This window comes from Methanocellales archaeon (genome assembly GCA_028715985.1).
Lineage (GTDB): Archaea > Halobacteriota > UBA148 > UBA148 > UBA148 > UBA148.
In genome coordinates, this window is record JAQUQR010000001.1 from 268,490 (window position 1) to 292,882 (window position 24,393).

The following is a 24,393-nucleotide window of genomic DNA, read 5'->3' on the forward strand; positions in this document are numbered from 1 at the left end:
ATGCGCATAGGTGATGTCGAACTTGATACGCCAAAAATAGTCGGGGTGATCAATAGCATCGATGAAGTCGAGACGGCTGAAAAAGCCGGGGCAGACTTACTTGAGATCCGAATGGATTTACTCCGCAAGAATGAGGATGTGATAGGGTTCTTTGAAGACGTCACTGATGCCACATCTCTACCGATCATCGCGACCGATCGCCCGAAGAGTGAGGGCGGGTCTTTTGTCGGTTCCGAAGTTCAAAGGATTTCAATGCTGATGTCCATTATGGAATATGCTGATGCAGTGGACATCGAGCTTAGGTCAGCAGAGAAGGATGTTGTGGTAGAAGGAGCGAGAAAGAGAGAGAAGGTTGCAATCATCTCCTATCATGATTTCTCTGGAACGCCTCCTAAAGAAAAAATGTTGAGAATATTGAAGGAGGCTCGTCAAATAGGCGATATTCCGAAGCTTGCTGTCATGGCTAACTCTCTCAGTGATGTCATCTCCTTGCTGGAAGTCACGCTTCAGGCGCAAAAGCCCTTTTGCACTATAGCGATGGGCTCTCTTGGAAAACATTCAAGAGTGATAGCACCGCTATACGGCTCTTCGTTGACCTATGGTCATGTCGTCGGCGAGGCAAAAGCACCAGGACAATTATCTGTAGGGGAGCTAAGAAATGTGCTTAATATCTTGGTGGGGTAGATGAAAAAGATATATGGGGTGATCGGAGACCCAATCGAGCACAGTCTATCGCCAATTATGCATAATGCAGCCTTTCAAAAATTGGGAATAAACGGGGTATACCATGCCTTTAGAGTTAGCTCGGAAAATGCGGCCAGTGCGATCTTGGGAGCAAAAGCGCTTGGTTTTGGTGGACTGAACGTAACAATACCTCTTAAGGAAAGGGCATTGGATGTGGTGGATGCTGATCCTATTGCCAAAAAAATAGGTGCAGTTAACACCCTTGATTTTAAGGATGGAATACTTGGCTACAATACCGATGGTATCGGCGCAAAACGTGCTCTGGGGAAGCGCAACATCGATGTAGCGGATAAGGGCGTTTTAATCCTTGGCTCTGGCGGTGCAGCTAGGGCCATTGCATTTCAGTTCGCACAGGATGGGGCAACACTGGCCATCGCCAATCGAACTGTATCCAGGGCAGTTAGGCTCGCACAAGAGATCAGAGCTATAGGCGAAGGCGATGCAATCGGCATTGGTCTGGAGACCCTTCCATCACTCCTAAAAAAAGTTGACATATTGGTCAACTCAACTTCGGTCGGGATGCCTCCTCGCACCGATGAAACGCTGGTGACTGCAGACCAGATGCACTCTGGTTTGGTCGTATTTGACGTTGTGTACAATCCCATCAAGACCAGATTGCTGAGGGAAGCCAAAAAGGCAGGTGCAATTACTATAGATGGGGTCGACATGCTTGTGCACCAAGGGGCGGAATCGTTCAAGATATGGACGTCCAGGAATGCGCCAATAGATGTGATGGGGGATGCTGTGAGATGTGCTCTAAAGCGTTGATCATCGGCGGGGCGGGAAACATGGGGCAGTGGTTTGCACGAACTCTCAAGAGACAGGACTATGCAGTCAGCATAGCGGACATCGATCCTCAGGCCCAAGAAGTGGCTAGTGAGCTTGGTATCGGTTTTGTAAAAGACGAAGACGTACCAAAAGCAGTTGTCGATTTTGACATCGTGCTGATCTCCGTACCGATAAATGTCACCGAAGAGGTGATAAGTAAAGTAGCACCCCACATGCGTCCCGGCAGCTTGCTCATGGACGTCACATCGGTCAAGAAAGGTCCTATGAAAGCGATGAGAAAGGCGCCAAAAGGCGTTGAGATAATAGGCACGCATCCAATGTTCGGTCCCACGATGTCAGAACCCTTAGGTCAGACCGTGATTCTGGTGGCGGTGGAAGGGCGGTGCGAGAATTGGCTCCCGAAGATCGTCGCCCTTTTTGAGGATGAGGGCGCACATGTGGAATTTCTTTCTGCTGAGGAGCATGACCAGATGATGGCAGTTGTCCAGGGATTAACCCATTTTGCATACATAGCTGTCGGTGCTACGATGGATGCCCTTGAGTTCGATCTCAACAAATCAAGGCGATTTATGAGTCCTGTGTACGAAGTAATGGTCGACTTCGTGGGTAGGATTCTGGCTCAAAATCCCCACCTATATGCCATGATCCAGGCAAGTCCAGATGTGAAAAAAGTGCATGATGCCTTCATTACGCAGTGTTTAGAGCTGTCGAAGAGCGCTGAGTTTGGAGAAACTGAAAAATTTGTCAGATTGATGAGGAACGCCGCAAGTCACTTTGGCGACACCGAGTCCGCCTTAAGGAGGTCTGACAAGCTCGTTAACGCAAAAATAACAGAGCTTGAGACACTGGCCAACTCCATCGGAGAGGAAAGGGGGCTCAGGCACATATATTCCGGTGTTGTGCATGTTGGTATCGTTAGGAAAGTTACACATCAGGAGGTTTTGCTGGAGAAGGGGGGAAAAAGGACGGAGCTGAAGATAGAGAACGTCAGTCTGCTTAGTGCAGATGAGCTTCTCCAGTGGAAGATGGATAACTTGGTGCACCATAGGAGGGACATATCTGTGGCTTTGTCGGAGAGCGTAAAGCCAGATATCATCGCTGGAATCCTGGGTGGCGTGGACGGCGTCATTTCAGTGGATCAAATCGACACCTATGGGATTAAAAAAGGTCATGTCAGCCTTACCTACCGAATAACGATAAGGGGGGACAAAGACCCCAATGAGGTTCAACATAAGGTGGAAGAATTGTTAAAGGGAATTGGTGGGGAGATACGATAGTTAGTTATCTATCAGTCGTATCAAATTATTTTCCACTAACAAAGCCTCAGGGGAAAAAATATGGATAAAGTAGACCGAATAATATCGGCAGCAGGTATCATTGGCGGCATCGGGCTTGGGATGTTGTTGGGAAGTGAATAAATATTCCGGGAACCTCTTTTGGGAGCTGGCTTAATATCGATATTCATTGTTGTTCTGGGTGTACTGTCCTACCCAAAGTAAGAAGAAGTTAGGGGAATAGAATAAATAAAAGGCTAATTAAAGGGATAGTGGGCGCCAGATTCAATTAAAATAGGCTATGCTTAAATTTCGCTTGGTGCGTCTTTGACAATCAAGTAATGAATTAACTCAGGGTTAAACGAATAAAAAGTGCGTTTGATAATAGTTATGTACAATCTTACTCGGAGCCTTTTTATACAAAAGAATTAAATACTTTATAACTAATCTAATATCATGAATCCCCCATATATTATAATTTTAATATTAGCCTTGTTAATACTTTTGATTGTAGTCTATTTTGTGATAGGTAAAAAGAGACATTTAAAAGATAATCCATGGAAAAACCTAAATAATGTTCAATTTATAGCGGGAATTTGTATTGCGCTAATTGGGGCTGGAATAATGTTTCATGGAAATGTCTTTGGAGAACGGAACTCAGGCATTGCCACAATTATAGGAATAATTGGTATAGGATTGATCGCTACATCTTTTAGAATGCCAAAATGAAAAAGGCTCCTGCATCATACTGTCGGTCGCTTCGCTCAGAAACTTCTCATAAGCCGATACTTTATGTTCAATTCGGTCTCCTTTAAGTGGAATTCACCAGAAACGTTTATTAATGGGTTTGTATTCGAAAACTCAGTATGAGTATCAATCACGACGCATCCGTGAAAAAGAAAGGAAAATCAAAACCAAAGGACTATCTGGCGCGCAACTCACGCTATCACAGAAAGTTCGCGATCATGGTGGCAAAAAGTCCTCCCTATTTTTGAAAAAGAACGTCCAGATGATGATCGCCCGCGTAAAGCGATACAAGCGATCAGGGCTTGGGCGCAGGGAAAGCGGGAGCTGGGGTGCGGAAACTCTCGCTTGACTCGCATGCGGCTGCACGCGAATCTAAATCGGACGCAGCAAGATTCGCGGCTCGCGCAGCCGGACATGCCGTCGCAACTTGGCATGTGCCGACTCATGCCATGGGCGCGCCCATATATGCTTGCAAAGCTATTGTCGCGAGCAAAGACAAAATACCCTAACGAGGTAGGCTGAAAAAAATGCGGGCCGTGTTATGTCAGGCCTTTGCTAGGGAAGAACAAAGAAGTAAAGTCAGCTAGAACTCAAAAGGAAAGTTGCACTAAATTTTTGTCCTTCGGAGGATATAACGCGCATTAATCTCAGTTGCACCCCGTTGCGTCCAAATATGCCCCGCTACGCTCTGCGGTTAATGCGATATGTTAGTTGCTATTCGCTGCGAAAAACGAACTGAGGTCCTGCTACTCACTTTCGATACGATACAAAAAACATTTATCAATGTTAATACAACTAAAATAAAATAAATATGATTCAAAGAGATGTATTACAAAAGAGATTCAGGATTTTCATCTTGCTATCTTTATTTATTTTGTTGATGGAGGTAGCGGGAGGTGTATTTACAAACAGCTTGGCATTGTTAAGTGATGCCGGGCACGTTCTCCTTGATTTACTGGCCCTTCTATTGGCTTATTTTTCAATACGGCTTTCGCAAAAGGTCGCGACCAAAAAATTTACATTTGGATTTTATAGGGCAGAAATCCTGATAGCAACTATAAACGGTGCTATGCTCCTTTTTGTTACCCTCTATATTTTTTATGAATCTTATATTCGATTTTTGTCTCCTCAGCCGATAAGAGGGCCTGAAATGCTTATAATTTCGGCTGTTGGGTTTTTAGCTAATTTATATGTTGTAGTAAAAATGCAGGGCTATGAAAAACAAAATCTGAATGTAAGGGGAGCGTATCTTCATGTATTGAGCGATACTCTGTCATCGGTAGGTGTTGTCATTGCAAGCATATTGATTGTCATTACAGGCAATTATGTTTTTGATCCCATAATAAGTGCAGTAATAGGGTTATTTATTTTAACAGGCTCTCTGCGATTGATAAGGGAATCTGCCCATATACTCATGGAAGCAACGCCCAAGAACATTGACTTAGAGAAATTGTCGAGAGACATCCAAAAAATAAATGGTGTTAAAGAAATTCACGACCTGCATGTTTGGAGCATATCCTCAGATGTATACGCGCTTAGTTCTCATGTCTTGATAGATGCAGACAACATAAAATCCATGAACAAGATAGTTTCTAACATAAATGAGATGGTTAAATCAAAATATAACATAACCCATACTACGATACAATCTGAATGTGAGACTTGTGTTGATGGCGACAATAAGCACGATCATTGATTACTTTTAAGGCAGGGCTTCCAACGCAACTTTTATTAGAAAATTATTTAAATAACCTAAATTACGATTAGTCACACGGAAAATGGAACAAAAATTTAATGCAATTACAATTATATTATTAATAATGCTTGTTATTAGACTTATCGTCCAGGTAATTCTATCTTTTAACAATTTGATTTCCCTTTCATTCGCTGCTTTATACCTTGCTGCTGTGGTAGGTGTGGTTTTGAAGCAAAAAAGTGGCTCAATATTGGCAGGAGTCATTGTAATAATTGATATACTTGCATCAGCGATATTTACAACTGGAGCGTATGCCTTTGGGGCAGTTTCCTATGATTTAATCTTGGGATTTTTGGCATATAAGGAATTTAAGCAGATTTCTGATTGATTTTTGTTTGAGGTGTATTGTATAACAGCGGATAAATAGAGTTCAAGGTCGATTAATTGATTTTGGGGGTATTATTTGAAAACACCAGAGATTCGAACGAAAAAGTGCTTTTAATTGGATTTATGCTGTAATTTCAGAAGAAATTATTTCTTGTATTTGAAACCAATAGGTCAACAATTCCTTTTCTTTCTTTTCGTAATCGGGAAATTTCTTGGAAATTGTTTTCCAGAAGTGTTCATTGTGCCTTTTTTCTTTTAAGTGTATTAGTTCATGATAGACGATGTAGTCGATCATTTTTTGGGGGAGGTATCTCATTAGTGTGTTGAATGTCATATTTTTCTTACTACTACAGCTTCCCCAATTTGAATTCATTTTTCGGAAATATATGTGATTTATATGAAAATCGCCTTCTTCAGAATAGTTACTCGCTATCGAGTTCACAAGTTGTTTGAATTTATCCTCTGATCTCTCCACGAGATTTTTCTTTTTTGAATCCCTGAGTGCAGCCTGAATTATCCGGTTTTTTTCATGAATCCAGTCTTTGTGTTTTTCAATAATTTCAGCAGGGTTTTTTTGGTGTTCGGGTAAAACAAGGAGCAATCTACCTGTCTTGAATTCCAGTCGAGGATACTTTACCCTTCTCCTGGCTACAGTGTATTCAATTTTTGTATCATTTAGGCTATGCTTTTTGGCCATAATTTTTAATCTTCTCTATAAGGTCGTAGTATATCGCGTCTAAATCCTCTATCCTTAGTTTGTTTTTTCACAAATCTTCTTACATATCTTCGTAGTTCCCTCTCAAAATTCCGCGGTATTTTTTTATTTGCTGGTTGGTGAGTTTCTCGTTGCAGTCCAGTAGGGTTGCGTTGAATGTTTCGGCTTTGTGTATCAGTGCTTGGGTTTCGTTTCTGGTGATCGTAAAATCGACATAATATTGCTTGTCTACGCGTTCTTTTTTGGCGTCCATTAAGGGCGTGTTGTCGATTCCATAGAGTTCTTTGAGAAGGACTATTGTTGCAGTGTGGTTTTCGCTTTTTACGCCTGTCCTGTGCAGAAGTGCTAGGGCAGCATAATACATGCTGTAGTAGCTCATGCTTACGGATTCCTCGAGTTTGTCGTGTTCAAGAAGTAGTTTGGCTGATGAGAGGTAGCTTCGGCTTTTATCGATGTATGCGTTTTTTTATGGCATCGCTTGCTCATCCAAGCGGAGTTTCCCTTCCTTGGCCAGTTTATTGAAGAATCTTGTTTTTTCATAGTACTCCTCGACTCCCTTGATCAGGACGTGGTTTTTCATTATCTCCTGTATGAGGGGGTTTTGGGCGTTCCATCCTCCGATTTTCACGCTCAGGCGGGTATTTATTTGCTCGAGTTGTTTTTTCAGTTCAGGGTCTTGCGTTTCAATGTAGACATCTATGTCGCTTTCAGGGGTTGCCGTGTTTTTCGCGTGGCTTCCGTAGAGCACTGCCAGTTTTATGTCTGGGTTTTTCTGGATTTCCTGCATTATGCCCCTCAAATGCGGGTATGTGGCGAGGGTTTCTCCCAATTTGTAGTGCTCCGCCATGACTGCAGCGTTTTTTGTCTCTAAGGTGTCTTTGAGGCGGTAGGTCTTATTTTTGCCGTCCTGCGTGTAGTCTACGACATTGTCTTCCAGGAGTTTTTGTAGCCTGCGGTTTACGGTAGCATGGCTGGCGTCAAGTCTTCTCGCAAGCTCCCTACTATGGCATCCACCCCTGAGCAACTCCAAAACGATCCTATTGGTCAATTCATGTTCCACATGTATCATATTTGAACCAGCCTATATATTAACTCTCCTTAACCCGCATCCTCCTGGTCAACAAGTCGTCCATCAAGCCCTTCTTGATCCTTTCCAGCGCCGTTCGCGCTCCAGCCCAAGTTTATGGTCTTATCTATAATTTAGGTATCTCCAATCTATTATGATAATTATAAACGGACAACGCTCTAAGGAGTCCTCGTTAAATTTTTTTCGCGCAAAAATACTTGGTAAAATTTATATAAATCATTTTGTTTAATGTTTTATGGGTGATGTATCATGGCAAAAGAAATTCACGAAGGTGGCCCTTCGGGTGCCATCTATGGCTTGGGTTTTATCGGTGCGGCAGTGTATTTTATCGGGCAGGCAACGACATTTTGGATGGGCGTGCTCGGACTTTTGAAAGCAATCGTTTGGCCGGCTTTTCTGGTCTATGCCTTGCTTAAATACCTGGGTGTCTAGTCATGGCTGAAAACAATACGAGATATCCCGAAGGCCATTTTGTAGGAAAGTGGATGGCAATAGGCATTGTCATCTTTTCAGTATTTGGGGTTCCCATCAGCATTGTCTCTGGAAACCCGGGATTAATTGCGATAGGGCCTGCAGTGGGTGTTGCTTTTGGGCTGGCAATCGGCTCTTCAATTGAATCCAAATATAAAAAAGAGGGGAAAATAAGGCCCCTCACAGAAGATGAAAAAAAGCAAAGAAAAATGCTATTGATCGCAGGCATAGCACTTTTCCTACTGGGACTTGCAATATTTCTTTTACGATTGTTTTCATAATTGCTATTGAAAGTGCAAAACTAAACATAACATAAAAGGAAAATGGAAATAAACCAAGATCTCTAAAAAACCTATTCCACGACTTTCGCTACTGCAACCACTTTGTCGCCTTCGTCGAGGCGCATCAATCTCACACCCTGCGTGCTTCTGCCTTGAACCCTTATATCCTTGACGGGCTCTCTGATGACGATGCCGCCAGATGTCGTGATCATGACCTCATCACCATCTAGGACCTCCAGCATGTCGACAGCAGAGCCGTTTCTCCTGCTCGTGTTAATGTTGATGATGCCTTTGCCGCCTCTTCTCTGCTTGCGGTATTCTTCTATGGACGTTCTTTTGCCGTATCCGTTCTCTGTGATCGTCAGCAACGTAGCATTCTTTATAAGAGTATCCATCGCAATGACCTCATCGCCCTCTTGCGTTCTTATGCCCCACACACCCATGGCGGTGCGTCCCATCGATCTCACATCTTTCTCGCTGAACCGGATGGCCTTTCCGTGCTTTGTGGCAAGGATGATCTCTTGTTCACCATCGGTCAGCCTTACAGCCACAAGTACATCGTCCTTAAGCGTTATGGCCCTCAGACATTTGTAGGCAGAGCAGAATTGTGCCAATTCAGTCTTCTTGATAATGCCCTTTTTAGTTGCCATCACTAAAAAATGCCCATCATCAAATTCCTTGATCGGAATCATGGCAGTGACGTTCTCATCCTTATCAAGGTTCAACAGATTGATTATTGCCTTACCCTTGGACTGTCTACTCGCCAGAGGTATCTCATAGGTTTTTAGACGGTGCATTCTGCCTTGGTCAGTGAAGAAAAGTAAATAATCATGGGTGGAGGCGACAAACAAGTCTTCAACAAAGTCCTCATCCTTGGTTTCCATGCCCTTTATTCCACGACCTCCTCTCCTCTGGCTGCGATACGTCTCCACAGGAATCCTTTTGATATAGCCGCCATTGGTAAGGGTAACCACTACCGTTTCCTCAGGTATCAGGTCCTCCATTTCTAATTCGGGTTCATCACAGGTTATCATCGTCCTACGTGCATCACCATATTTCTCTTTGATCTCGGTCAGCTCAGCTTTGATGATGCCCAAGATCTCACGCTCGCTGCCCAGGATCTCCCTTAATCGTTTGATGTCCCTCTCAAGCTGTGCATACTCCTCATCCAGTTTTCTCCTTTCGAGGGCTATGAGGCGATGCAGCCTCATATCCAGGATTGCTTTAACCTGTTCCTCACTCAAAGCGAAGCGGTCTGCCATCATTTCACTGGCCTCCTCTCTCGTCTGAGATTGCTTGATGATCTTGACGATGGCGTCGATTTGTTCTAGGGCAACCTTCAACCCTTCAAGGATGTGTGCCCTTTTTTCTGCCTTATCAAGCTCATAGGCGGATCTTCGGGTGACCACCTGCTTCCTATGCTCGATGTACTGCAAGATCAGGTCTTTGATTCCCAGCACCTCTGGATGACCATTCACAAGCACCAAATTGATGACCCCAAACGTGGTTTCCAGCTGGGTGTGCTTGTACAGTTGATTCAATATAAGCTCGGCATTAGCTCTTGGTTTTAGCTCTATCGCGATGCACATCCCCGCTCTATCGCTCTCATCTCTCAGATCTGCGATGTCGGTTACCTTGTTCTCCCTGACGAGGTCTGCAATGGTCTCTATTAGCTTGGCCTTGTTCACCTGAAATGGAATCTCGGTGATGAGTATCCTGTCCTCTTTTATATCTGCCTTAGCTCTGAGCTTTATGATGCCCCTGCCAGTGTCATAGGCGCTTTTAATCCCTCCTCTTCCTACGATGTAGGCACCGGTCGGAAAGTCTGGTCCTTTGATGACCTGCATCATATCCTTTGGAGAAACATCTGGATTGTCGATGGTGAGGATGATGCCGTCGATGACTTCACTCAGGTTATGGGGTGGCATGTTCGTGGCCATCCCCACCGCTATGCCAGCCGAGCCATTGATCAATAATACAGGTATCTTCGCTGGCAATATCGAGGGCTCCTCCAGGGACCCATCGAAGTTGGGCATGAAGTCCACGGTGTCCTTATGGATGTCTGCTAGCACTTCCTCTGCCATCTTGGAGAGACGCACCTCGGTATAACGCATTGCTGCCGCAGGATCGCCATCCACCGAGCCGAAGTTTCCCTGCCCATCGATAAGCGTATACCTGGAAGAAAAATCTTGGGCCATTCTGACCATGGAATCATAGACTGCAACGTCGCCATGGGGATGGAACTTTCCCAATACTTCCCCCACTATTCGTGCGGATTTCTTGTAGGGCTTGTCAGAACTCGTCCCAAGCTCATGCATGGCATAGAGGATTCTTCGGTGGACGGGCTTCAGCCCATCCCTGATGTCTGGGAGGGCTCTTCCAACTATGACGCTCATCGCATAGTCTATGTACGAGCTCTTCATTTCCTCTTCAATGTTAACCGGTAGTTCAGACATCTAAGACCCTCACTTCTTTCGCATGGGTCTCTATAAACTCTCGTCTGGGCTCAACCAAGTCGCCCATCAATATCGTGAAGATTCGGTCAGCCTCCACAGAGTCCTCTAAAGTCACCTTTAGCATGATCCTCGTGCTGGGATTCATCGTCGTCTCCCATAGCTGGTCGGAGTTCATCTCACCCAAGCCCTTGTAACGCTGAACGCTTGCAGTAGGCTCTAACTCCTTCATCAGACTTTGGAATGTATCTTCATCATATGCATAACGAACTTCTTTTCCCTTCTGCACTTTATACAGCGGTGGCTGCGCTATGTAGACATATCCGGTTGTAATCAGGGGCTTCATATACCGATAGAAGAGCGTTAGCAATAACGTCCTAATATGCGAACCATCCACATCGGCATCGGTCATTATGACGATTTTGTGATACCTCGCTTTCGAAATATCAAAGTCCTCGTCTATGCCAGTTCCTATGGCAGTGATGAGGTCTCTGATCTCTCTGCTCCCCAGGACCTTGTTTATTCTGGTCTTCTCAACGTTCAATATCTTGCCTCTGATGGGGAGTATCGCTTGGAAAATCCTGTCTCGACCTTGCTTGGCGGATCCGCCAGCAGAGTCACCCTCTACGATGAACAGTTCGCATTTGGAGGGGTCTTTCTCAGAGCAGTCAGCCAGCTTGCCCGGCAGAGAACTGCTTTCCAGGGTGTTCTTCCTCCTGGTTAACTCTCTTGCTTTGCGGGCAGCCTCTCTCGCTCTGGCTGCCATGATCGATTTCCTTATGATGCTCTCTGTTATCTTGGGATTCTCCTCAAGAAAATAACTAAGTTCTTCGGTAACTATGGACTCTACTATGCCCCTTATCTCACTGTTTCCCAGCTTTGCTTTCGTCTGCCCTTCAAACTGTGGGTTCTGTATCTTAATGCTGATGATCGCAGTCAGCCCTTCCCTGGCATCCTCACCGCCCAAGCCGCCCTTCAACTCCTTTAAGAAATCGTTCTTCCTGGCATAGTCGTTTAGGGTCTTTGTCATCGCACTCTTAAAACCGCTCAGGTGTGTGCCACCCTCATGGGTGTTAATGTTGTTCACAAAACTGAATATGTTCTCCACATAGCCATCATTGTACTGCATCGCAACCTCGAGTTGCACCCCCTCCCTCATCCTTTCAAAATATATCGGCACCTCGTGCAGCACGTTCTTGTTCTCATTCAAATGTTGCACGAAAGAGCTGATGCCACCCTCATACTGGAATACATTGCTCTTGCCGGATCTCTCGTCTACTATCGATATTTTGACGCCCCTGTTCAAAAAAGCCAGCTCACGCAGTCTGGTAGATAATTTCTCGAAGCTGAAATCGGTGATTTCAAAGATTTGCTTATCAGGCTTAAACGTGACCTTCGTGCCACTATTCTTTGCCTCGCCGATGACTTTTAGCTCAGAGACCGGAGAACCCCGGTCATACCGCTGATAATATATCTTGCCGTCTCTTCTGGCTTCTACCTCTAGCCACTCTGATAGGGCGTTGACGACCGAAACGCCAACGCCATGCAAGCCGCCAGAGATCTTGTAACCCTTATTGTCAAACTTGCCCCCTGAGTGTAGCATGGTCATGACGACCTCTACTGCGGACTTATCATATCTCTCAACCAAACCCACCGGTATGCCCCTACCATCATCATCCACTGTGGCGCTATTATCCTTATGAATGATGACCTCTATATTGTAACAAAAACCTGCAAGAGCCTCGTCTATGCTGTTGTCTACTACTTCATACATCAGGCGATGTAAGCCATCCAAACCGGTGTCACCGATATACATGGCAGGCCTTTTTCTCACCGCAGCAAGGCCTTCTAAAACCTGAATATAGCTTTCATCATAATTTTTATGATTATCACCCATTTACTTTTCCTCTGCTTTACTCTACCCTAAAATCTCAGAAAACTCTAAGAAGACCAGTTTTATGCCCCTAATGCATATTGCTAGCACGGAATTTAAGCCTATCGGTTTATAAAAATCGCTTACGATGAGTGCTATTGACCTTAAAATATGATACAAAATTTTTGGATATATCTATATATGAATATATACTTTTAGGGATGCAGGTTTATACTCCAGCCGCATTTAGGGCAACTGTTCTTTGTGAGATTTTTTATCACGTTGTATCCATGCCGTTCGATGAGGAGATTATCACAGTTCGGGCAGTATGTATTCTCATAGCGATGCCCATGCACATTTCCAAGGTACACGTACTGTATGCCGCACTCTTTGGCAATTTGATGTGCCTCTTCCAAGGTTTTGATGGGCGTTGGGGATTTTTCTGTCATCAGATATTGCGGATAAAAACGGGAGAAATGGACTGGGGTATCTGCTCCGATGTCTAGGACCCATTCTGAAAACTGCCTGATTTCATTGGGGTCGTCATTCCATCCAGGAATCACCAGGTATGTGATCTCCAGGTGAATCCCATACTGTTTCATGCGTTCACACGTTCTGAGGACTGGGCTTAATCTGGCGTTACAGGTTTGCTTATAATGCTCATCATCAAATGCCTTGACGTCCACATTGGCTGCATCCAGGTAAGGTGCTATCTTATGCAGTGCCTTCTCACTCATATAGCCGTTGGTAACATAGACCGTGTATAGCTCGGCTTGCTTGGCTAATTGAGCGGAATCATAGGTGTACTCAAACCAGATGGTGGGCTCATTATAAGTCCACGCTATGCCGCCACAATTATATTGCCTCGCAAGCTCTACAGATCTCTCTGGCGTAATCTCCTGTGTTGACACTTCACCTACATCTGCAGTTGCAATCATGTAGTTCTGACAGTGCTTGCACCTAAAATTGCAGCCCACCGTTCCAAGCGAGAACGCGTTGGACCCCGGGTGAAAGTGAAATAATGGTTTTTTCTCGATGGGGTCGACGTTCTTTGAGGATACGCTGTTGTATATCAGCGTGTATAGCGCACCATTTTGATTCTCTCTGACGCGGCATACCCCTCTTTCACCCTCTGAGATCGTGCACTGATGGGCGCACACTCGGCATTTTACTTTCCCCTCCTCCAGGGGCTCCCACAGCATAGCCTCTTTTCTCATCTCATACTCTGAAGTATTCATGTCCTTTTGCCTTTATCTTGGAGATAAAGCCGTTTCCTTTGATCAAAATGTCGCTAGAAGTCACCTCTCCGATGACGGTTAGGTTGCATGCCTTTTGTGCTTTTTCGATGCCCTCAGGCTCGACTGTGAAGAGGAGTTCAAAGTCACCGCCACCATATAATGGCAACTCCAGATCTGGGAAAACGATTCTGGTTTTATCCAGGATCGGTATCTTATCTCCATAAATCCTGAAGCCTACCTTGCTTGATGCACTCAGGTCGTATAATGAGAGCGCCAGACCATCGCTGATATCCATCATGGATGTCACCACGCCGGATTTGGCAAGTGCAATGCCTTCACTAACCCTGGGTTGCGGCTCGAACAACTTCTTGGTCAGCACCATCCTGACATCCTCCGGAAGATTCATGTTAATTGCCTGGAGACCCGCCTCTGCTGTCCCCAGCTCGCCAGTGACGCAGACCAGATCGCCTATTTGGGCTCCGCTGCGCCTCAGTAACTCATCTTTTTTAACGCATCCTAACGCGGTGCCAACGACCGTTAGTTCGTTATGTTCATCGGTGTCCCCACCAACGAGGTTGGTGCTGAATTTTCTTGCGCAGAAATTCATCCCCTCAATCATTTCATCGACAAAAGAGACCTCTGTATCAGCTGGAAAGCCCAATGCGGTGACGATAGCGAGCGGACGAGCGCCCATCGCAGCGATATCGCTTAGATTAACGGCCACGGACATCCAACCGATCTGCCAAGGTGCCATCTTATCTGGAAAATCCGTGCTTCGATGAAGCATGTCCGTAGTGAGTAGGAGATAGTCATCCCCCCAATCCAGGACAGCGCAGTCATCCTCTCCAGCACTAAGCACCACATTATGCGGCAATGACTTTGAGATTCTAGCTACGAGGGCTCTTTCCCCCATATCCCGAATTTTCATGTTCACTCCTTGGATTAGATAATCGACGATAAAGACCTTATATATGTCGTTAGTGGGGGTAAAAGCTAAGAGGACAGCGAAGCTCTCATCTCCCTTCAAATAACTTAGCTTCAACCTATTCTCAGGCGAATCCTAATCTCCCCCTGAGGGTTCTTCAGTTTTGTCTTCTTGTCATATTATAAGGGTAGTGTTTAAAATTATCGGAATGTTGAATTCCCATTTTATTTATCTATCTACTTCTACGCTTGAAATGGTCCTCCTCCACTTTCGTTTCCATATCGTTTTTATATTTTCTCTTCTGGGAGCACACCATTTAAACCGAGCAGACCGTATATGCTTCACTTCATTGGGTCGTTTGGGCTAATTGGCCAAAAATGTCCTAAATTAACTTTCGTTCTGATTGGTCCCTTCTTGAATTTAAATTTCTGCGATTCGCTCATGTAGTTTTCGCTCCAATATTCTGTTTTATTTATCAATTTAGGTATTAATGGGCAGAAATCGCTTAGGTTTGGTGCAAAAGTTATATAGTAGAATAGTAAATTAAATCATATTCAGTTTAGGGAGGCAAAACATGGCAGAAAGAGTAAGAAATAATTTTGGTTTGATAGAGAATGGGGAAGAAGTTGGCACATTCAGTGGACATCAACCACGAGATGCTGCTTTGAAGTGCGCATCAAGAGGGAAGACAAAGATAGTTCTCAGGGAGAAGGGTACTAAAAGGCTTCATCTGTTCACAGGCTCGAGAGAGAAGGTTACAGCCCCGGCCAGAAAACCAAGTTGGTTGCCCGGCATGGTATGGAAGCCCAATGTCAAGAAGGTCGGAGTAAGACACCTGAAATACAACGAGCTATCAAGGAATTCACCGGATATCTTCAGGTTTTAAGTTAGGTTATATAACCTCTCTTTTTTTTCTTTTTTTATTTTCTTTTATTTTATTTATTATTGCTCCACTTTGAGAGAAAAAAAATCACACCAGTAGGCTCTACAATTGATTCTACTGCTTCGTTTTCCGATGGGTTTGCAGTTTCCAGCTTAGCGAAAAACATACCTAAGCGTTTAAAAGAGACTTTAAAAGGTAAAAAAACTCTCAAGATTCATCTTGATCTGACAACCCCCTTAGAGTCTTGATACTTTCCTTCATACGTTTCAGCAGGTGACTTCACCAGTAGGAAGAGCATCTGAACTATTCGCTCACCATGATCCAGCCTTATCTCTTCATCGCTCATGTTTGTTAGGCAAAGGGTCAAGTTGCCTCTAAATCCGGGATCTACGATGCCTCCGCCTAGTAGGAGACCTTTTCTGGCGTACGAAGACCTAGTGCGTAGGATCCCTGCAGCATCAGGTGGCATTTCAACCCTCTCAAGTGAAGATACTAATCTCATCGCTTTCGATGGTATGCATATGCCATCCTTAATCGTAAGATCATACGAAGCAGGTTGAAGCGATTGCTCTCTAAATGGCTCGATGATTAAGCTCCCTGTTTTTAGCCTATCCCTGATCTCTTTGGCTGATAATAACATAATAACTACCTTTGTTAGGAAAGATTTAATATCTTTTGAACGAGGTTTCCTATGGACTTGTGGGGTAGTGGACTATCCTCTTGGGCTTCGGACACGAAGTTATCTACTCACTTTGAAAACTCAAGGAAGATACTCAAGGACCTGGGTTCAAATCCCAGCAGGTCCGATCACGAAGGGGGAATTTCATCTGTTGACTTTCCTCATCGAACCGTTCAAATCCCAGCAGGTCCGATCACGAAGCCCCTAATCTCGAATAATTATAATATCTAATACCGCCCTTTCTGTTTGATGGTCAAAAAGGTGCTAAAAAACACGAGTTTCATGTTCTTGTTTGCTACCGTACTTGCATTTGTCTATCCTAATGTGGCTATATACCTGGAAAAGTACATGGTCCCAGCTCTAATCTTTCTCATGACATTTTCTCTGACAGAGGTTAGGCTGAGAGGACTGGACGTAAAAGCAGAGCTGAATTCCATCGCTGTGGCACTTATGCTGAACTATGTCTTTCTTTCTGGCATAATCCTGGTGCTGACGATCCTGCTGATCCGAGATGTATCCCTTTTCAGAGGATTTGTCGTTATGGCTGCAATCCCTCCTGCAATTGCGACCGTGCCATTGAGCACGCTTTTGAAGGGGGATACACGTCTTGCGCTGATGGCGAATGCATCGATCTATGTTTTATCCATCCTTTTGGTGCCGGTTATCCTCCTCCTTTCCATAGGAACGAGCACCGTTGAACCCCTTCAGATGATGGTGGTCTTAATGGAACTCATCATACTCCCGTTGATCATCTCAAGGGCCATCATCAGAACTCCTTACTACGAACTACTGAAGAGGGACCAAAGCATACCAATCAATCTGGGATTTTTTATAGTTACCTACGTGGTCATCGGTCTCAATCGTGACATACTGTTGCATGAATCAAGCATGCTGTTACTCGTATCGATCATAGCTTTCATGAGGACGTTTTTCTCTGGCACGCTCGTGCATAAAATCTGCGGAATATTTAACGTACCATTTGAGAGAAAGGTCACATACACATTATTTAGCTCCTATAAAAATCTGGGTCTTGCTGCAACGATCGCTCTACTACTGTTTGGGGTTAGGGCAACCATACCCTCGGCGGTTTGCATCTTATTCGAGGTATCCATGTTCACCTATTTCTCGGTTTTGTTCAGAGAAAACAGATAATCCTCGCTTTTATTTATTTTATCGAGGTCATCGCCTGTGTTATCATTGTGACATGCCACCAGTTCTGTCAAATAAAGGTAGAAAGGGAAGATATTTAAGGAGTTAATCGCCAATATTCAATCGTCAATATCTCACAAAACATTTTTTTTGGAAAACATCAAAAATAAAAAAGAGAGGATATACCTCTCCCTATGTCTTGATTGGTGTTTTGTTGGGGTTTACATTAGCCTTCTTCTTCCCCAACTGGTTCTGACCCACTGTACAGGAAATCGGCAGATGTGTCATAGACTAACGGTTTTTCGTTTCTTAAGATGTCTACCAAACCGTGATAGTCAGCCTCGCTTACAGAGAAGTTACTGTACCCTCCTTCTTGGAAGAATACACGTATCCAACCATATCCTGCGTTGCTTATATCGTCTCCCTTTCGCCATCCAACTTGGTAGTTTGTTACATGCTTAATTGCCATTTTATTCACCTCCTTTTATTTGGGTATTTATCTTTTTGCAAGGCTTCACCTTGTAAAGCGCCTGTCACTCTTTATGGGGTTTCATTGTCACTAACAGGTGGTAAGGGTAGATAGATTTATAGATTTATATAGTTAATTATTTAAAATATTGCTCAATTTAGGCAATTTTTTTAAGCAATTTTAATAAAAAATATCAAAAAGAAGAAGGTGTTGGAATTTATCGCCAATATCTCACAAGACATTTTTTTTGGAAAACATCAAAAATAAAAAATAGAGGATGGAAGGAATGCCCCACCCCCTGTCTCTTAATCGCTGTTTCAGTTGTTGCTATTTTCAGAACTTTATCTTCTTGCAAAACTCCTTTATGCCCTTAACGATTTTTAAGTGCTCCTTTTCCTCAACCTCTTCGGCATCTTTGAAATCATTGATTCTAAGGTCCACTTTTTTAAGGATCTCGGCAGGAGGTAGCTCAGCAGCTTTTGCAAGCACACCTATGGCCCCACCTATCTTATCATCGGGTATCTTAAGTCGTCGTGCATTATCAACCAATGGCTGGATAATGGATTTAACGCAGTGAGCAAATGTAGGAACTAAAAGATTCACACACATTTCCTCGCCGCAGCGAACAATCACCATGCATCTATCACTTTCGTAGTTTCCTTGGCCCACAATGCATCCGTGTGCTCGTACGATATAGCATCCTGGAGGAACTTTTAATTCTCTTGGCAGTTCTGCCCAAGGAGCAGATGCGATTAGTCTACCATGGCAATCAACAACTGTTACTGCTGCCTTGGTAACAAGCGCACAGTCCAAGGTCCTAACCCACACATTAAGTTTTCCATACCCCATCATTCTTCACCCCATTTTTTATTCGTGTATTTGCCTTTTGGCAAGGCTCCACCTTGTATAGCGCCCCTCACTCGGCACTCTTTATGGAATTTCATTGTCACTAACGGGTGGTAGAGATAAATCGATTTATAGATTTATATAGTTAATTAATGATAGTATTGCTTAATTTAAGCAATTTTTATAAATATATTAAAAAATGGGAAGGAATTGAAATATTGCTCAATCTAGGCAATTAACAAAAATACTAAAAAGAAAAGAAAGCACCTTAGCAAGAAAAATTTAACATCCTAGATGAGGGATGCCACCACCAGATTTTAGCTATCAGCCTGACCAAAAACCTTTTCATGGAAGTCCAAGTCTGTAGAGCTTTACATGGCGATTTCAACAGAACCTATCTAGTTTATTATCTTTCATAGATCGTTTGTCCTTCATACGTGATTCGAAAGATCCTATGGTACGGTATCATTACCGAAGGAGCCCTTCCTTCAGAATCAGGAGGAATATTATTAAAGGTGAGGAAGGACTTTCCTATCTCCCCTATCTTATCTCCATGAAGGACCTTGGTATCCTTGGGTGCGCCCCTGTGAATATAGTAAATGTCGCATCTTGAGAGGTCTAGATCACGCCATTTTATTTCGTTCAATAATTCCCTCGGATGTTTTGATCTGAACATTTTAGGATGCATTTTTTGGATATTACTGTCTATTTATTCAGTATCTAATTAATATGCGTGATGCTGTGCTCCATCTCCTATATAGTGTTGCCAACACGTCTTTGGTGAAGAGGCTTAGAACCTAGTGAAAAGATACGAATCGTGATAACGTGACTTTGTGTTGTATGGAGCGCCATCATGCAAGCCTTTTTAATTGTGTGCCGATCTTTGCATCCAATATTGTCAGGAATTCCCCTTCAGCCCCCTTGGGAATAGTTGCCCCTGCTGCTATGTCATGCCCTCCCCCAACGCCCCCCACCTCTTTAGCAGACTCGTGGAGCGCAACTGCCAGATTCAATCCTTGATGAACCAGGTCCTGTGTTCCTCGGGCTGATACTTTTATGCCCTCCTCAGAATCAGCAAATGCTATTATGGGCAGATTGCGGTTTATCCCCTCCATATTGCCACTCATGCCCGCAATAATCCCAATGATGGTCTCACGTATGTTATCTCCTGCATGGAAATATTGAAGATTTTGAAGTGCTAGGACCCTCTGCTCCTTGACCAGTTTCAACCCCTCTGTCAAGTTCTGTCTATGTTGGGCCAGTAAACTGCGCGCATGTGCATATGCCAGTCCCCGGTCCCCCATGCAAACCGCAAGTCCGACATCTGCATTATCATAGCGTGCTGTGGCGTTCAATAACGTGGAATATTCTGATGCATCCCGCAGCTCTGTCCCCTCTGCCTCTTTTAGCAGCGTATATACCTCCCCTACTAGGTGCTGTACTTTGTATGCAGGTACACCTCTCTTCAAGCATAGCTGCATTATTTCTGAAACGATCAGTTTTTTTTCATCTCTGCATAGATCGATCCACCTGCGCCAATCCTCATCTTTTAGGCTGATTCCTAGGTTGTGCAAGAATTTGATGCAATTATCCTTATCGCCGGTTATGCCTGGTATGTAGGGATACTCACAATACTCCAGCAGTTTGTAGATCGGTCTGGTCTGGCGTCCAAAAAGCCGAATATCAGTTTCAAAGGAAAGCACGCCGGCATCGACGCCTTCGAGCATTATGCTGCGGTTCAGCCCCACCAATCTTCCGCCCCTCATGTCCTGCATGTCTCCAATAGCGCCTACGATCGCTAAGTCGGCAAGATCACTATTGGGCCCCATCTTTTGGGCGATCAAGTAAACAGCTCCAGCACCGCTCAGTTCATTGGTGCCGTTTATGCCAAATAAATGGGGGTTGAGGTGGTATTTGTGTTGTCCTTTTTTTGGCTGATGATGATCAGCGATTATGACCTCAGAATCCAGTTTAATAGTCTCATCCGCCATACTGGACCCAAGATCGGTAAAGATTATCAACTCTGCACCAAGATCCGCAATTTCACTCAGTGTCGGCAAATCCAGCTTCTTCAAAAATCTGACCCCATGTTCCATTCCACATCTGTCCAGGGCTTTGCACATAACCGCTGCAGCTGTCAAGCCATCGGCATCTATGTGTGAAATCACGAGTGCAGTAGTGTGCCTTTTGATCGCTTCAGCGCATTCTGCTGCCTTTTGCATCATCCTTGATAATTTGGTTCTGATTGCACAATAAAATTTTGCTACAACGAAACATCTTTTATATCGTTGGTATAAGTGATACACATGAAAATCGGGATCATCGGAGGGGCAGGTTATACCGGCGGGGAATTGCTTCGCCTGCTGGCAAATCACCCCGATGCTGAAATAGTGGCAGTGACATCACGACGCTTCCAAGGCAAGCCCGTTTCTGTGGTGCATCCACATCTTTCGGAAGTATTGGATATATCCTTTGGGGACCTTTCCACAAGTGAAGTTGCGAGAAGCTCTGATCTGGTTTTCACGGCAGTACCGCACAAGGCTGCAATGGGCTACATCCCTGACTTGCTGGCGCAGAACGTCAAAGTTGTCGATCTAAGTGCCGATTACCGATTGGCCCCCGAGGTCTATGAGTCCACATACATGACAACTCACACCGATCGTGATAGAAGGGCAACATATGGCTTGCCAGAGCTTCACAGAGCAGAGATCAAAACATCAAACTTAGTGGCAAACCCAGGCTGCTTTTCTACCGGGGCAATATTGGCAGCTGCCCCCTTGGTGGCCAAAGCAGAAAGAATCGTGTTCGATTCAAAGACAGGCATCTCTGGTGCTGGTATGGAGCCTTCAGAGATCACACATTATCCGAATATAGCAGAGAATGTGGTGCCCTATCGCATAACCACGCATCGACATCTGCCGGAAATCAGGCAAGAACTGAGGCTATTAGGTAAATGCAAAATCAGTTTTACACCGCACATCATTCCTTCTGTGCGGGGAATTTTGACGACAGCCCACATATTTGTGAGAGAGACGCTTACAAGCGAGTACATATCTGGTCTCTATGAAGAGATGTATGCTAGCGAGCCATTCATAAGGATTCTAAAGACAATGCCCTCGCTGAGCGCAGTTCGAGGCTCCAATTTCTGTGATATCGGTTGCTTTGAGGTGGAGGGGGACAGAGTCGTGGTGATCTCTGCCATAGACAATCTGACAAAGGGTGCATCAGGTCAAGCCGTTCAGAATATGAATCTGATGTTTGGCCTCGATGAAAAAAGTGGGCTATGGGTGCCGGGGATGGCGCCATGAACTCTCTGCAAGTTAAGGATATCATGGAGAGAAAGGTAGTGGCGTGCATCGTCACTGACCCTGTCAGTCTCGTCGCAAAAAAGTTGAGGAAGAATGGCATAAGCGGCATGCCTGTAATGGATGGCGACAGATTGGTGGGCATAATTACCGAAAGCGATGTTCTTCGCCTTCTGCGCGCTCCCGAATATTCCAGAGAACTCTGGCTGCCCAGCCCGTTAGAGTTCATCGAGGTGCCGATACGTGAATTGGTGGGCTGGGTTGAGATGAAAAAAGCGCTAGAGGACATTGGTAACATGCCTGTGAGGGATATCATGACCAAGCAGGTGTACACGATTCCACCCAGCGATAGTATTGAAAGAGCAGCAGAGATGATGACCAAGCACGATGTCAACAGACTTCCAGTAATCGAGGATGGCAAATTGGTTGGGATCGTCACAAGAGGCGACATCATAGCTGGGCTTGGGAGGGTAAAAAAATGAAAATTCTGAGCGGAGGGGTATGCGCTGTACCTGCTGTTAAGGCTTATGGCATAAAAGAAAGTAAGCAGGGTCTTGCGGTCATAACAGGGAAAGGTAATACCGTCGGTGTTTTTACCCTAAACAAAATCAGGGCTGCACCTGTTGTCGCTACAAGCAGACGCTTGCCAGGCATCATGAATGCTGTTGTCGCATATAGTGGTAGCGCCAACGCGTTTACTGGCAAAAAGGGTATCCAAGATGCGGAAAGGATGGCCCTACTGGTGGCCAGTGCACTGGGCATTGATCCTGAATCCGTGGGGGTTGCCTCGACGGGCATCATCGGACGCCCAATCAATATGGGTTGGGTCGAGGATCACGTGGAAAGTGTGATAGAAAGGCTAACATCAGAGCCAAGCGGTAGCGAGGCGGCAACAAGGGCAATCATGACAACCGACACGATACTCAAACAAATGGCAGTCGAGATCGACGGTGTACACATAGGGGGAATAGCAAAGGGCTCTGGCATGATAGAGCCAGACATGGCGACAATGCTTTCTTTCATCTACACTGATGTTGAGATGCCCCCAGAATCGCTGCACAAATGCCTGAAGGGGTCGGTAGACAAGAGCTTTAACATGCTCGTCGTGGATGGTGACACCAGTACGAATGACATGGTCCTTCTGACCGCGACTGGCGCCAAGAGAATATCTGAGGAAAGATTCCAGGAAGGTTTGGATTTTGTATGCATGCAACTGGCAAAGATGATAGCAAGAGATGGTGAAGGCTCAACTAAACTTATCGAAGCTTGCATCAAGGGTGCAAGGTCAGAAGACGATGCAAGAAAAGCGGCAAAGGCAGTTGTGCGCTCTCCTTTAGTGAAGGCCGCCGTCTTTGGTGAGGACCCTAACTGGGGGCGCATCGTAGCTGCTATAGGGCGATCTGGCGCTGAGGTTCAAGAGGGTAAAATCACTCTAGAGTTCTCGGATGGTGCTAAAACCGTGATAATAGTCAAAGAAGGAAATATCCTCGATAGCGGCAAGAAAGCAAAAGAGGTCCTGGCTGGCAATGAGCTTATCATCATCGCTGATCTGGGACTTGGAAAGCACGAGGCAACAGCTTGGGGCTGCGATCTAACATATGATTATGTCAAGATCAATTCGGCGTATATGACTTGAATTTTTTAGTTCGTGGAAGGCGACAAAACGTTCGGAAGCTAGTTTATAAAGAAGGCTTATCGTTGTTTTAGTTGGTAATGTTGCTAAATATGTAGAAAATGATTTGAGATACAAATTAAAAAAATCAGATAAACCTGCTGTTTTTGAATTACAGAGATTTAGGATCAAATTGATTAATAAATCGGATAGTAAATCAAAAAATATTTTAGGTTTAGATATTCTAAATCTATTTAGATCAAGCTCATCTTCACAATATACACTGAAAGGCGGACTTCTACTTAAAATCAAAGATTTTACTCAAAAACATGATTTTCAGTTTAGCTTATTGAAAAAATAGTCTCTCTTATTGTAAAAAAAATTAAAAACGAGCGGTCATCTATTCAGTTGAACACAATGCTGTAGCTCTTCTTTAGCATGCGACCGCTCTTCTTTAGTACGCTTCTTTAGTATGCGAGCCCGATTTTAACATTTATTATAACAGATATACTAGTTAGTTAAAAAATAAACAAAAACTATGCATATGCTGATATAATTACTATATTAATATCGACTTTAATACCGCTTTGGTCTATTTTTCTGGTAGCATTCCCTACAATATACAGGTCTTGTACCATCCGGCTTGAAAGGAACTTCGGTTTCCACACCACACTCGGCGCATGTTACACTATGCATCTCTCGTGGTCCTCTGTCGAATCTCCTAGGGCCGAAATCTCTACCTCTATCACTCATTTTATTTTTTTCTCCTT

General features: G+C 44.4%; 27 protein-coding genes and 1 tRNA gene. 15 read left to right on the forward strand and 13 right to left on the reverse strand.

What is annotated here, in order from left to right; genetic code table 11:
• From aroD to PHI74_01685, 7 genes are all read left to right on the forward strand, one after another.
• Nucleotides 1-684 (forward strand): type I 3-dehydroquinate dehydratase, encoded by a 684-nt coding sequence (gene aroD / locus PHI74_01655; GenBank protein ID MDD5484719.1) that lies wholly within the window; start codon nt 1-3, stop codon nt 682-684.
• Entirely contained in the window at nt 685-1,512 is an 828-nt protein-coding gene (aroE, locus tag PHI74_01660) for a shikimate dehydrogenase (GenBank protein ID MDD5484720.1), read from the forward strand. It begins immediately after the preceding gene.
• Nucleotides 1,446-2,810, forward strand: a complete 1,365-nt coding sequence (locus PHI74_01665) for a prephenate dehydrogenase (GenBank protein ID MDD5484721.1) — start codon at nt 1,446-1,448, stop codon at nt 2,808-2,810. Before aroE ends, PHI74_01665 begins: the two co-directional genes overlap by 67 nt.
• 453 nt (nt 2,811-3,263) lie before the next feature.
• Nucleotides 3,264-3,536, forward strand: coding sequence for a hypothetical protein (locus tag PHI74_01670; GenBank protein ID MDD5484722.1), 273 nt, complete (start codon nt 3,264-3,266; stop codon nt 3,534-3,536).
• A 112-nt stretch (nt 3,537-3,648) separates the two neighbouring features.
• Nucleotides 3,649-3,903, forward strand: coding sequence for a hypothetical protein (locus PHI74_01675; GenBank protein ID MDD5484723.1), 255 nt, complete (start codon nt 3,649-3,651; stop codon nt 3,901-3,903).
• A 462-nt stretch (nt 3,904-4,365) separates the two neighbouring features.
• On the forward strand, nt 4,366-5,250 hold the full coding sequence (locus PHI74_01680) for a cation diffusion facilitator family transporter (protein ID MDD5484724.1): 885 nt from the start codon (nt 4,366-4,368) through the stop codon (nt 5,248-5,250).
• An 82-nt stretch (nt 5,251-5,332) separates the two neighbouring features.
• A complete protein-coding gene (locus PHI74_01685; GenBank protein MDD5484725.1) occupies nt 5,333-5,638 on the forward strand; it encodes a hypothetical protein in 306 nt (101 codons plus the stop codon).
• A 120-nt stretch (nt 5,639-5,758) separates the two neighbouring features.
• Here PHI74_01685 and PHI74_01690 read toward each other — a convergent pair whose 3' ends face one another.
• The 3 genes from PHI74_01690 to PHI74_01700 form a co-directional block, all read right to left on the reverse strand.
• Nucleotides 5,759-6,334, reverse strand: coding sequence for a M48 family metallopeptidase (locus PHI74_01690; GenBank protein ID MDD5484726.1), 576 nt, complete (start codon nt 6,332-6,334; stop codon nt 5,759-5,761).
• A 79-nt stretch (nt 6,335-6,413) separates the two neighbouring features.
• On the reverse strand, nt 6,414-6,806 hold the full coding sequence (locus PHI74_01695) for a HEPN domain-containing protein (GenBank protein MDD5484727.1): 393 nt from the start codon (nt 6,804-6,806) through the stop codon (nt 6,414-6,416).
• A 12-nt stretch (nt 6,807-6,818) separates the two neighbouring features.
• A complete protein-coding gene (locus tag PHI74_01700) occupies nt 6,819-7,400 on the reverse strand; it encodes a winged helix-turn-helix transcriptional regulator (GenBank protein MDD5484728.1) in 582 nt (193 codons plus the stop codon).
• Nucleotides 7,401-7,688: 288 nt separating this feature from the next.
• Here PHI74_01700 and PHI74_01705 point away from each other — a divergent pair, with 288 nt between their 5' ends.
• Together PHI74_01705 and PHI74_01710 are read left to right on the forward strand one after the other, a co-directional pair.
• The gene (locus PHI74_01705; GenBank protein ID MDD5484729.1) at nt 7,689-7,871 is read left to right on the forward strand and encodes a hypothetical protein; all 183 of its coding nucleotides are present in this window, start codon (nt 7,689-7,691) and stop codon (nt 7,869-7,871) included.
• A gap of 2 nt (nt 7,872-7,873) precedes the next feature.
• A complete protein-coding gene (locus PHI74_01710; protein ID MDD5484730.1) occupies nt 7,874-8,191 on the forward strand; it encodes a hypothetical protein in 318 nt (105 codons plus the stop codon).
• A gap of 71 nt (nt 8,192-8,262) precedes the next feature.
• Here the strand turns inward: PHI74_01710 and gyrA are convergent, their stop codons facing one another.
• From gyrA to thiL, 4 genes are all read right to left on the reverse strand, one after another.
• The gene (gene gyrA, locus PHI74_01715) at nt 8,263-10,647 is read right to left on the reverse strand and encodes a DNA gyrase subunit A (GenBank protein ID MDD5484731.1); all 2,385 of its coding nucleotides are present in this window, start codon (nt 10,645-10,647) and stop codon (nt 8,263-8,265) included.
• Nucleotides 10,640-12,541: a DNA topoisomerase (ATP-hydrolyzing) subunit B gene (gyrB, locus tag PHI74_01720; GenBank protein MDD5484732.1), complete on the reverse strand. Its 1,902-nt coding sequence runs from the start codon at nt 12,539-12,541 to the stop codon at nt 10,640-10,642. Before gyrB ends, gyrA begins: the two co-directional genes overlap by 8 nt.
• Nucleotides 12,542-12,732: 191 nt before the next feature.
• Nucleotides 12,733-13,755 (reverse strand): AmmeMemoRadiSam system radical SAM enzyme, encoded by a 1,023-nt coding sequence (amrS, locus tag PHI74_01725; protein ID MDD5484733.1) that lies wholly within the window; start codon nt 13,753-13,755, stop codon nt 12,733-12,735.
• On the reverse strand, nt 13,736-14,683 hold the full coding sequence (gene thiL / locus PHI74_01730) for a thiamine-phosphate kinase (GenBank protein ID MDD5484734.1): 948 nt from the start codon (nt 14,681-14,683) through the stop codon (nt 13,736-13,738). The genes amrS and thiL overlap by 20 nt, the downstream gene beginning before the upstream one ends.
• Before the next feature lie 571 nt (nt 14,684-15,254).
• Here thiL and PHI74_01735 point away from each other — a divergent pair.
• Nucleotides 15,255-15,566, forward strand: a complete 312-nt coding sequence (locus PHI74_01735; protein MDD5484735.1) for a non-histone chromosomal MC1 family protein — start codon at nt 15,255-15,257, stop codon at nt 15,564-15,566.
• A gap of 211 nt (nt 15,567-15,777) precedes the next feature.
• Here PHI74_01735 and dcd read toward each other — a convergent pair whose 3' ends face one another.
• Entirely contained in the window at nt 15,778-16,203 is a 426-nt protein-coding gene (dcd, locus tag PHI74_01740) for a dCTP deaminase (GenBank protein ID MDD5484736.1), read from the reverse strand.
• 53 nt (nt 16,204-16,256) lie between these two features.
• On the opposite strand from dcd, the gene PHI74_01745 reads away from it, so the two are divergent.
• Both PHI74_01745 and PHI74_01750 read left to right on the forward strand, forming a co-directional pair.
• Nucleotides 16,257-16,369: transfer RNA gene (locus PHI74_01745), tRNA-Arg, on the forward strand.
• A 122-nt stretch (nt 16,370-16,491) separates the two neighbouring features.
• Nucleotides 16,492-17,394 carry a hypothetical protein gene (locus PHI74_01750; GenBank protein MDD5484737.1) on the forward strand — a complete coding sequence of 301 codons (903 nt, stop codon included), beginning with the start codon at nt 16,492-16,494 and terminating at the stop codon, nt 17,392-17,394.
• Nucleotides 17,395-17,617: 223 nt separating this feature from the next.
• Here the strand turns inward: PHI74_01750 and PHI74_01755 are convergent, their stop codons facing one another.
• The 4 genes from PHI74_01755 to PHI74_01770 all read right to left on the reverse strand — a co-directional run bounded on the left by PHI74_01755 (nt 17,618) and on the right by PHI74_01770 (nt 20,931).
• Nucleotides 17,618-17,860 carry a hypothetical protein gene (locus PHI74_01755; GenBank protein MDD5484738.1) on the reverse strand — a complete coding sequence of 81 codons (243 nt, stop codon included), beginning with the start codon at nt 17,858-17,860 and terminating at the stop codon, nt 17,618-17,620.
• 333 nt (nt 17,861-18,193) lie between these two features.
• Complete coding sequence (locus tag PHI74_01760; GenBank protein ID MDD5484739.1) at nt 18,194-18,709, reverse strand: hypothetical protein; 516 nt, start codon at nt 18,707-18,709, stop codon at nt 18,194-18,196.
• 403 nt (nt 18,710-19,112) lie between these two features.
• The gene (locus tag PHI74_01765; protein ID MDD5484740.1) at nt 19,113-19,382 is read right to left on the reverse strand and encodes an RNA repair domain-containing protein; all 270 of its coding nucleotides are present in this window, start codon (nt 19,380-19,382) and stop codon (nt 19,113-19,115) included.
• A 175-nt stretch (nt 19,383-19,557) separates the two neighbouring features.
• Nucleotides 19,558-20,931, reverse strand: a complete 1,374-nt coding sequence (locus PHI74_01770) for a DHH family phosphoesterase (protein MDD5484741.1) — start codon at nt 20,929-20,931, stop codon at nt 19,558-19,560.
• Between the two features lie 81 nt (nt 20,932-21,012).
• Here PHI74_01770 and argC point away from each other — a divergent pair, with 81 nt between their 5' ends.
• Genes argC through argJ form a run of 3 tightly spaced genes read left to right on the forward strand, consistent with a single transcriptional unit; the run spans nt 21,013 to nt 23,647 of the window.
• A complete protein-coding gene (gene argC / locus PHI74_01775; GenBank protein ID MDD5484742.1) occupies nt 21,013-22,014 on the forward strand; it encodes an N-acetyl-gamma-glutamyl-phosphate reductase in 1,002 nt (333 codons plus the stop codon).
• Nucleotides 22,011-22,493 carry a CBS domain-containing protein gene (locus PHI74_01780; GenBank protein MDD5484743.1) on the forward strand — a complete coding sequence of 161 codons (483 nt, stop codon included), beginning with the start codon at nt 22,011-22,013 and terminating at the stop codon, nt 22,491-22,493. The genes argC and PHI74_01780 overlap by 4 nt, the downstream gene beginning before the upstream one ends.
• Nucleotides 22,490-23,647, forward strand: a complete 1,158-nt coding sequence (argJ, locus tag PHI74_01785; GenBank protein ID MDD5484744.1) for a bifunctional ornithine acetyltransferase/N-acetylglutamate synthase — start codon at nt 22,490-22,492, stop codon at nt 23,645-23,647. The genes PHI74_01780 and argJ overlap by 4 nt, the downstream gene beginning before the upstream one ends.
• Nucleotides 23,648-24,199: 552 nt before the next feature.
• Here the strand turns inward: argJ and PHI74_01790 are convergent.
• Entirely contained in the window at nt 24,200-24,376 is a 177-nt protein-coding gene (locus PHI74_01790; GenBank protein MDD5484745.1) for a DNA-directed RNA polymerase, read from the reverse strand.
• Nucleotides 24,377-24,393: the final 17 nt, after the last annotated feature.

Coding starts and splice junctions, on each gene's coding strand:
- PHI74_01760 (MDD5484739.1), bottom strand. CDS start 18,709: ATGGGGTATGGAAAACTTAATGTGTGGGTTAGGACCTTGGACTGTGCG.
- gyrA (MDD5484731.1), bottom strand. CDS start 10,647: ATGTCTGAACTACCGGTTAACATTGAAGAGGAAATGAAGAGCTCGTAC.
- PHI74_01670 (MDD5484722.1), top strand. CDS start 3,264: ATGAATCCCCCATATATTATAATTTTAATATTAGCCTTGTTAATACTT.
- PHI74_01690 (MDD5484726.1), bottom strand. CDS start 6,334: ATGGCCAAAAAGCATAGCCTAAATGATACAAAAATTGAATACACTGTA.
- argC (MDD5484742.1), top strand. CDS start 21,013: ATGAAAATCGGGATCATCGGAGGGGCAGGTTATACCGGCGGGGAATTG.
- PHI74_01750 (MDD5484737.1), top strand. CDS start 16,492: ATGGTCAAAAAGGTGCTAAAAAACACGAGTTTCATGTTCTTGTTTGCT.
- aroE (MDD5484720.1), top strand. CDS start 685: ATGAAAAAGATATATGGGGTGATCGGAGACCCAATCGAGCACAGTCTA.
- aroD (MDD5484719.1), top strand. CDS start 1: ATGCGCATAGGTGATGTCGAACTTGATACGCCAAAAATAGTCGGGGTG.
- gyrB (MDD5484732.1), bottom strand. CDS start 12,541: ATGGGTGATAATCATAAAAATTATGATGAAAGCTATATTCAGGTTTTA.
- PHI74_01770 (MDD5484741.1), bottom strand. CDS start 20,931: ATGATGCAAAAGGCAGCAGAATGCGCTGAAGCGATCAAAAGGCACACT.
- thiL (MDD5484734.1), bottom strand. CDS start 14,683: ATGAAAATTCGGGATATGGGGGAAAGAGCCCTCGTAGCTAGAATCTCA.
- amrS (MDD5484733.1), bottom strand. CDS start 13,755: ATGAATACTTCAGAGTATGAGATGAGAAAAGAGGCTATGCTGTGGGAG.
- PHI74_01665 (MDD5484721.1), top strand. CDS start 1,446: ATGGACGTCCAGGAATGCGCCAATAGATGTGATGGGGGATGCTGTGAG.
- PHI74_01685 (MDD5484725.1), top strand. CDS start 5,333: ATGGAACAAAAATTTAATGCAATTACAATTATATTATTAATAATGCTT.
- PHI74_01765 (MDD5484740.1), bottom strand. CDS start 19,382: ATGTTCAGATCAAAACATCCGAGGGAATTATTGAACGAAATAAAATGG.
- PHI74_01790 (MDD5484745.1), bottom strand. CDS start 24,376: ATGAGTGATAGAGGTAGAGATTTCGGCCCTAGGAGATTCGACAGAGGA.
- PHI74_01705 (MDD5484729.1), top strand. CDS start 7,689: ATGGCAAAAGAAATTCACGAAGGTGGCCCTTCGGGTGCCATCTATGGC.
- PHI74_01675 (MDD5484723.1), top strand. CDS start 3,649: ATGGGTTTGTATTCGAAAACTCAGTATGAGTATCAATCACGACGCATC.
- PHI74_01680 (MDD5484724.1), top strand. CDS start 4,366: ATGATTCAAAGAGATGTATTACAAAAGAGATTCAGGATTTTCATCTTG.
- PHI74_01755 (MDD5484738.1), bottom strand. CDS start 17,860: ATGGCAATTAAGCATGTAACAAACTACCAAGTTGGATGGCGAAAGGGA.
- PHI74_01710 (MDD5484730.1), top strand. CDS start 7,874: ATGGCTGAAAACAATACGAGATATCCCGAAGGCCATTTTGTAGGAAAG.
- argJ (MDD5484744.1), top strand. CDS start 22,490: ATGAAAATTCTGAGCGGAGGGGTATGCGCTGTACCTGCTGTTAAGGCT.
- dcd (MDD5484736.1), bottom strand. CDS start 16,203: ATGTTATTATCAGCCAAAGAGATCAGGGATAGGCTAAAAACAGGGAGC.
- PHI74_01735 (MDD5484735.1), top strand. CDS start 15,255: ATGGCAGAAAGAGTAAGAAATAATTTTGGTTTGATAGAGAATGGGGAA.
- PHI74_01780 (MDD5484743.1), top strand. CDS start 22,011: ATGAACTCTCTGCAAGTTAAGGATATCATGGAGAGAAAGGTAGTGGCG.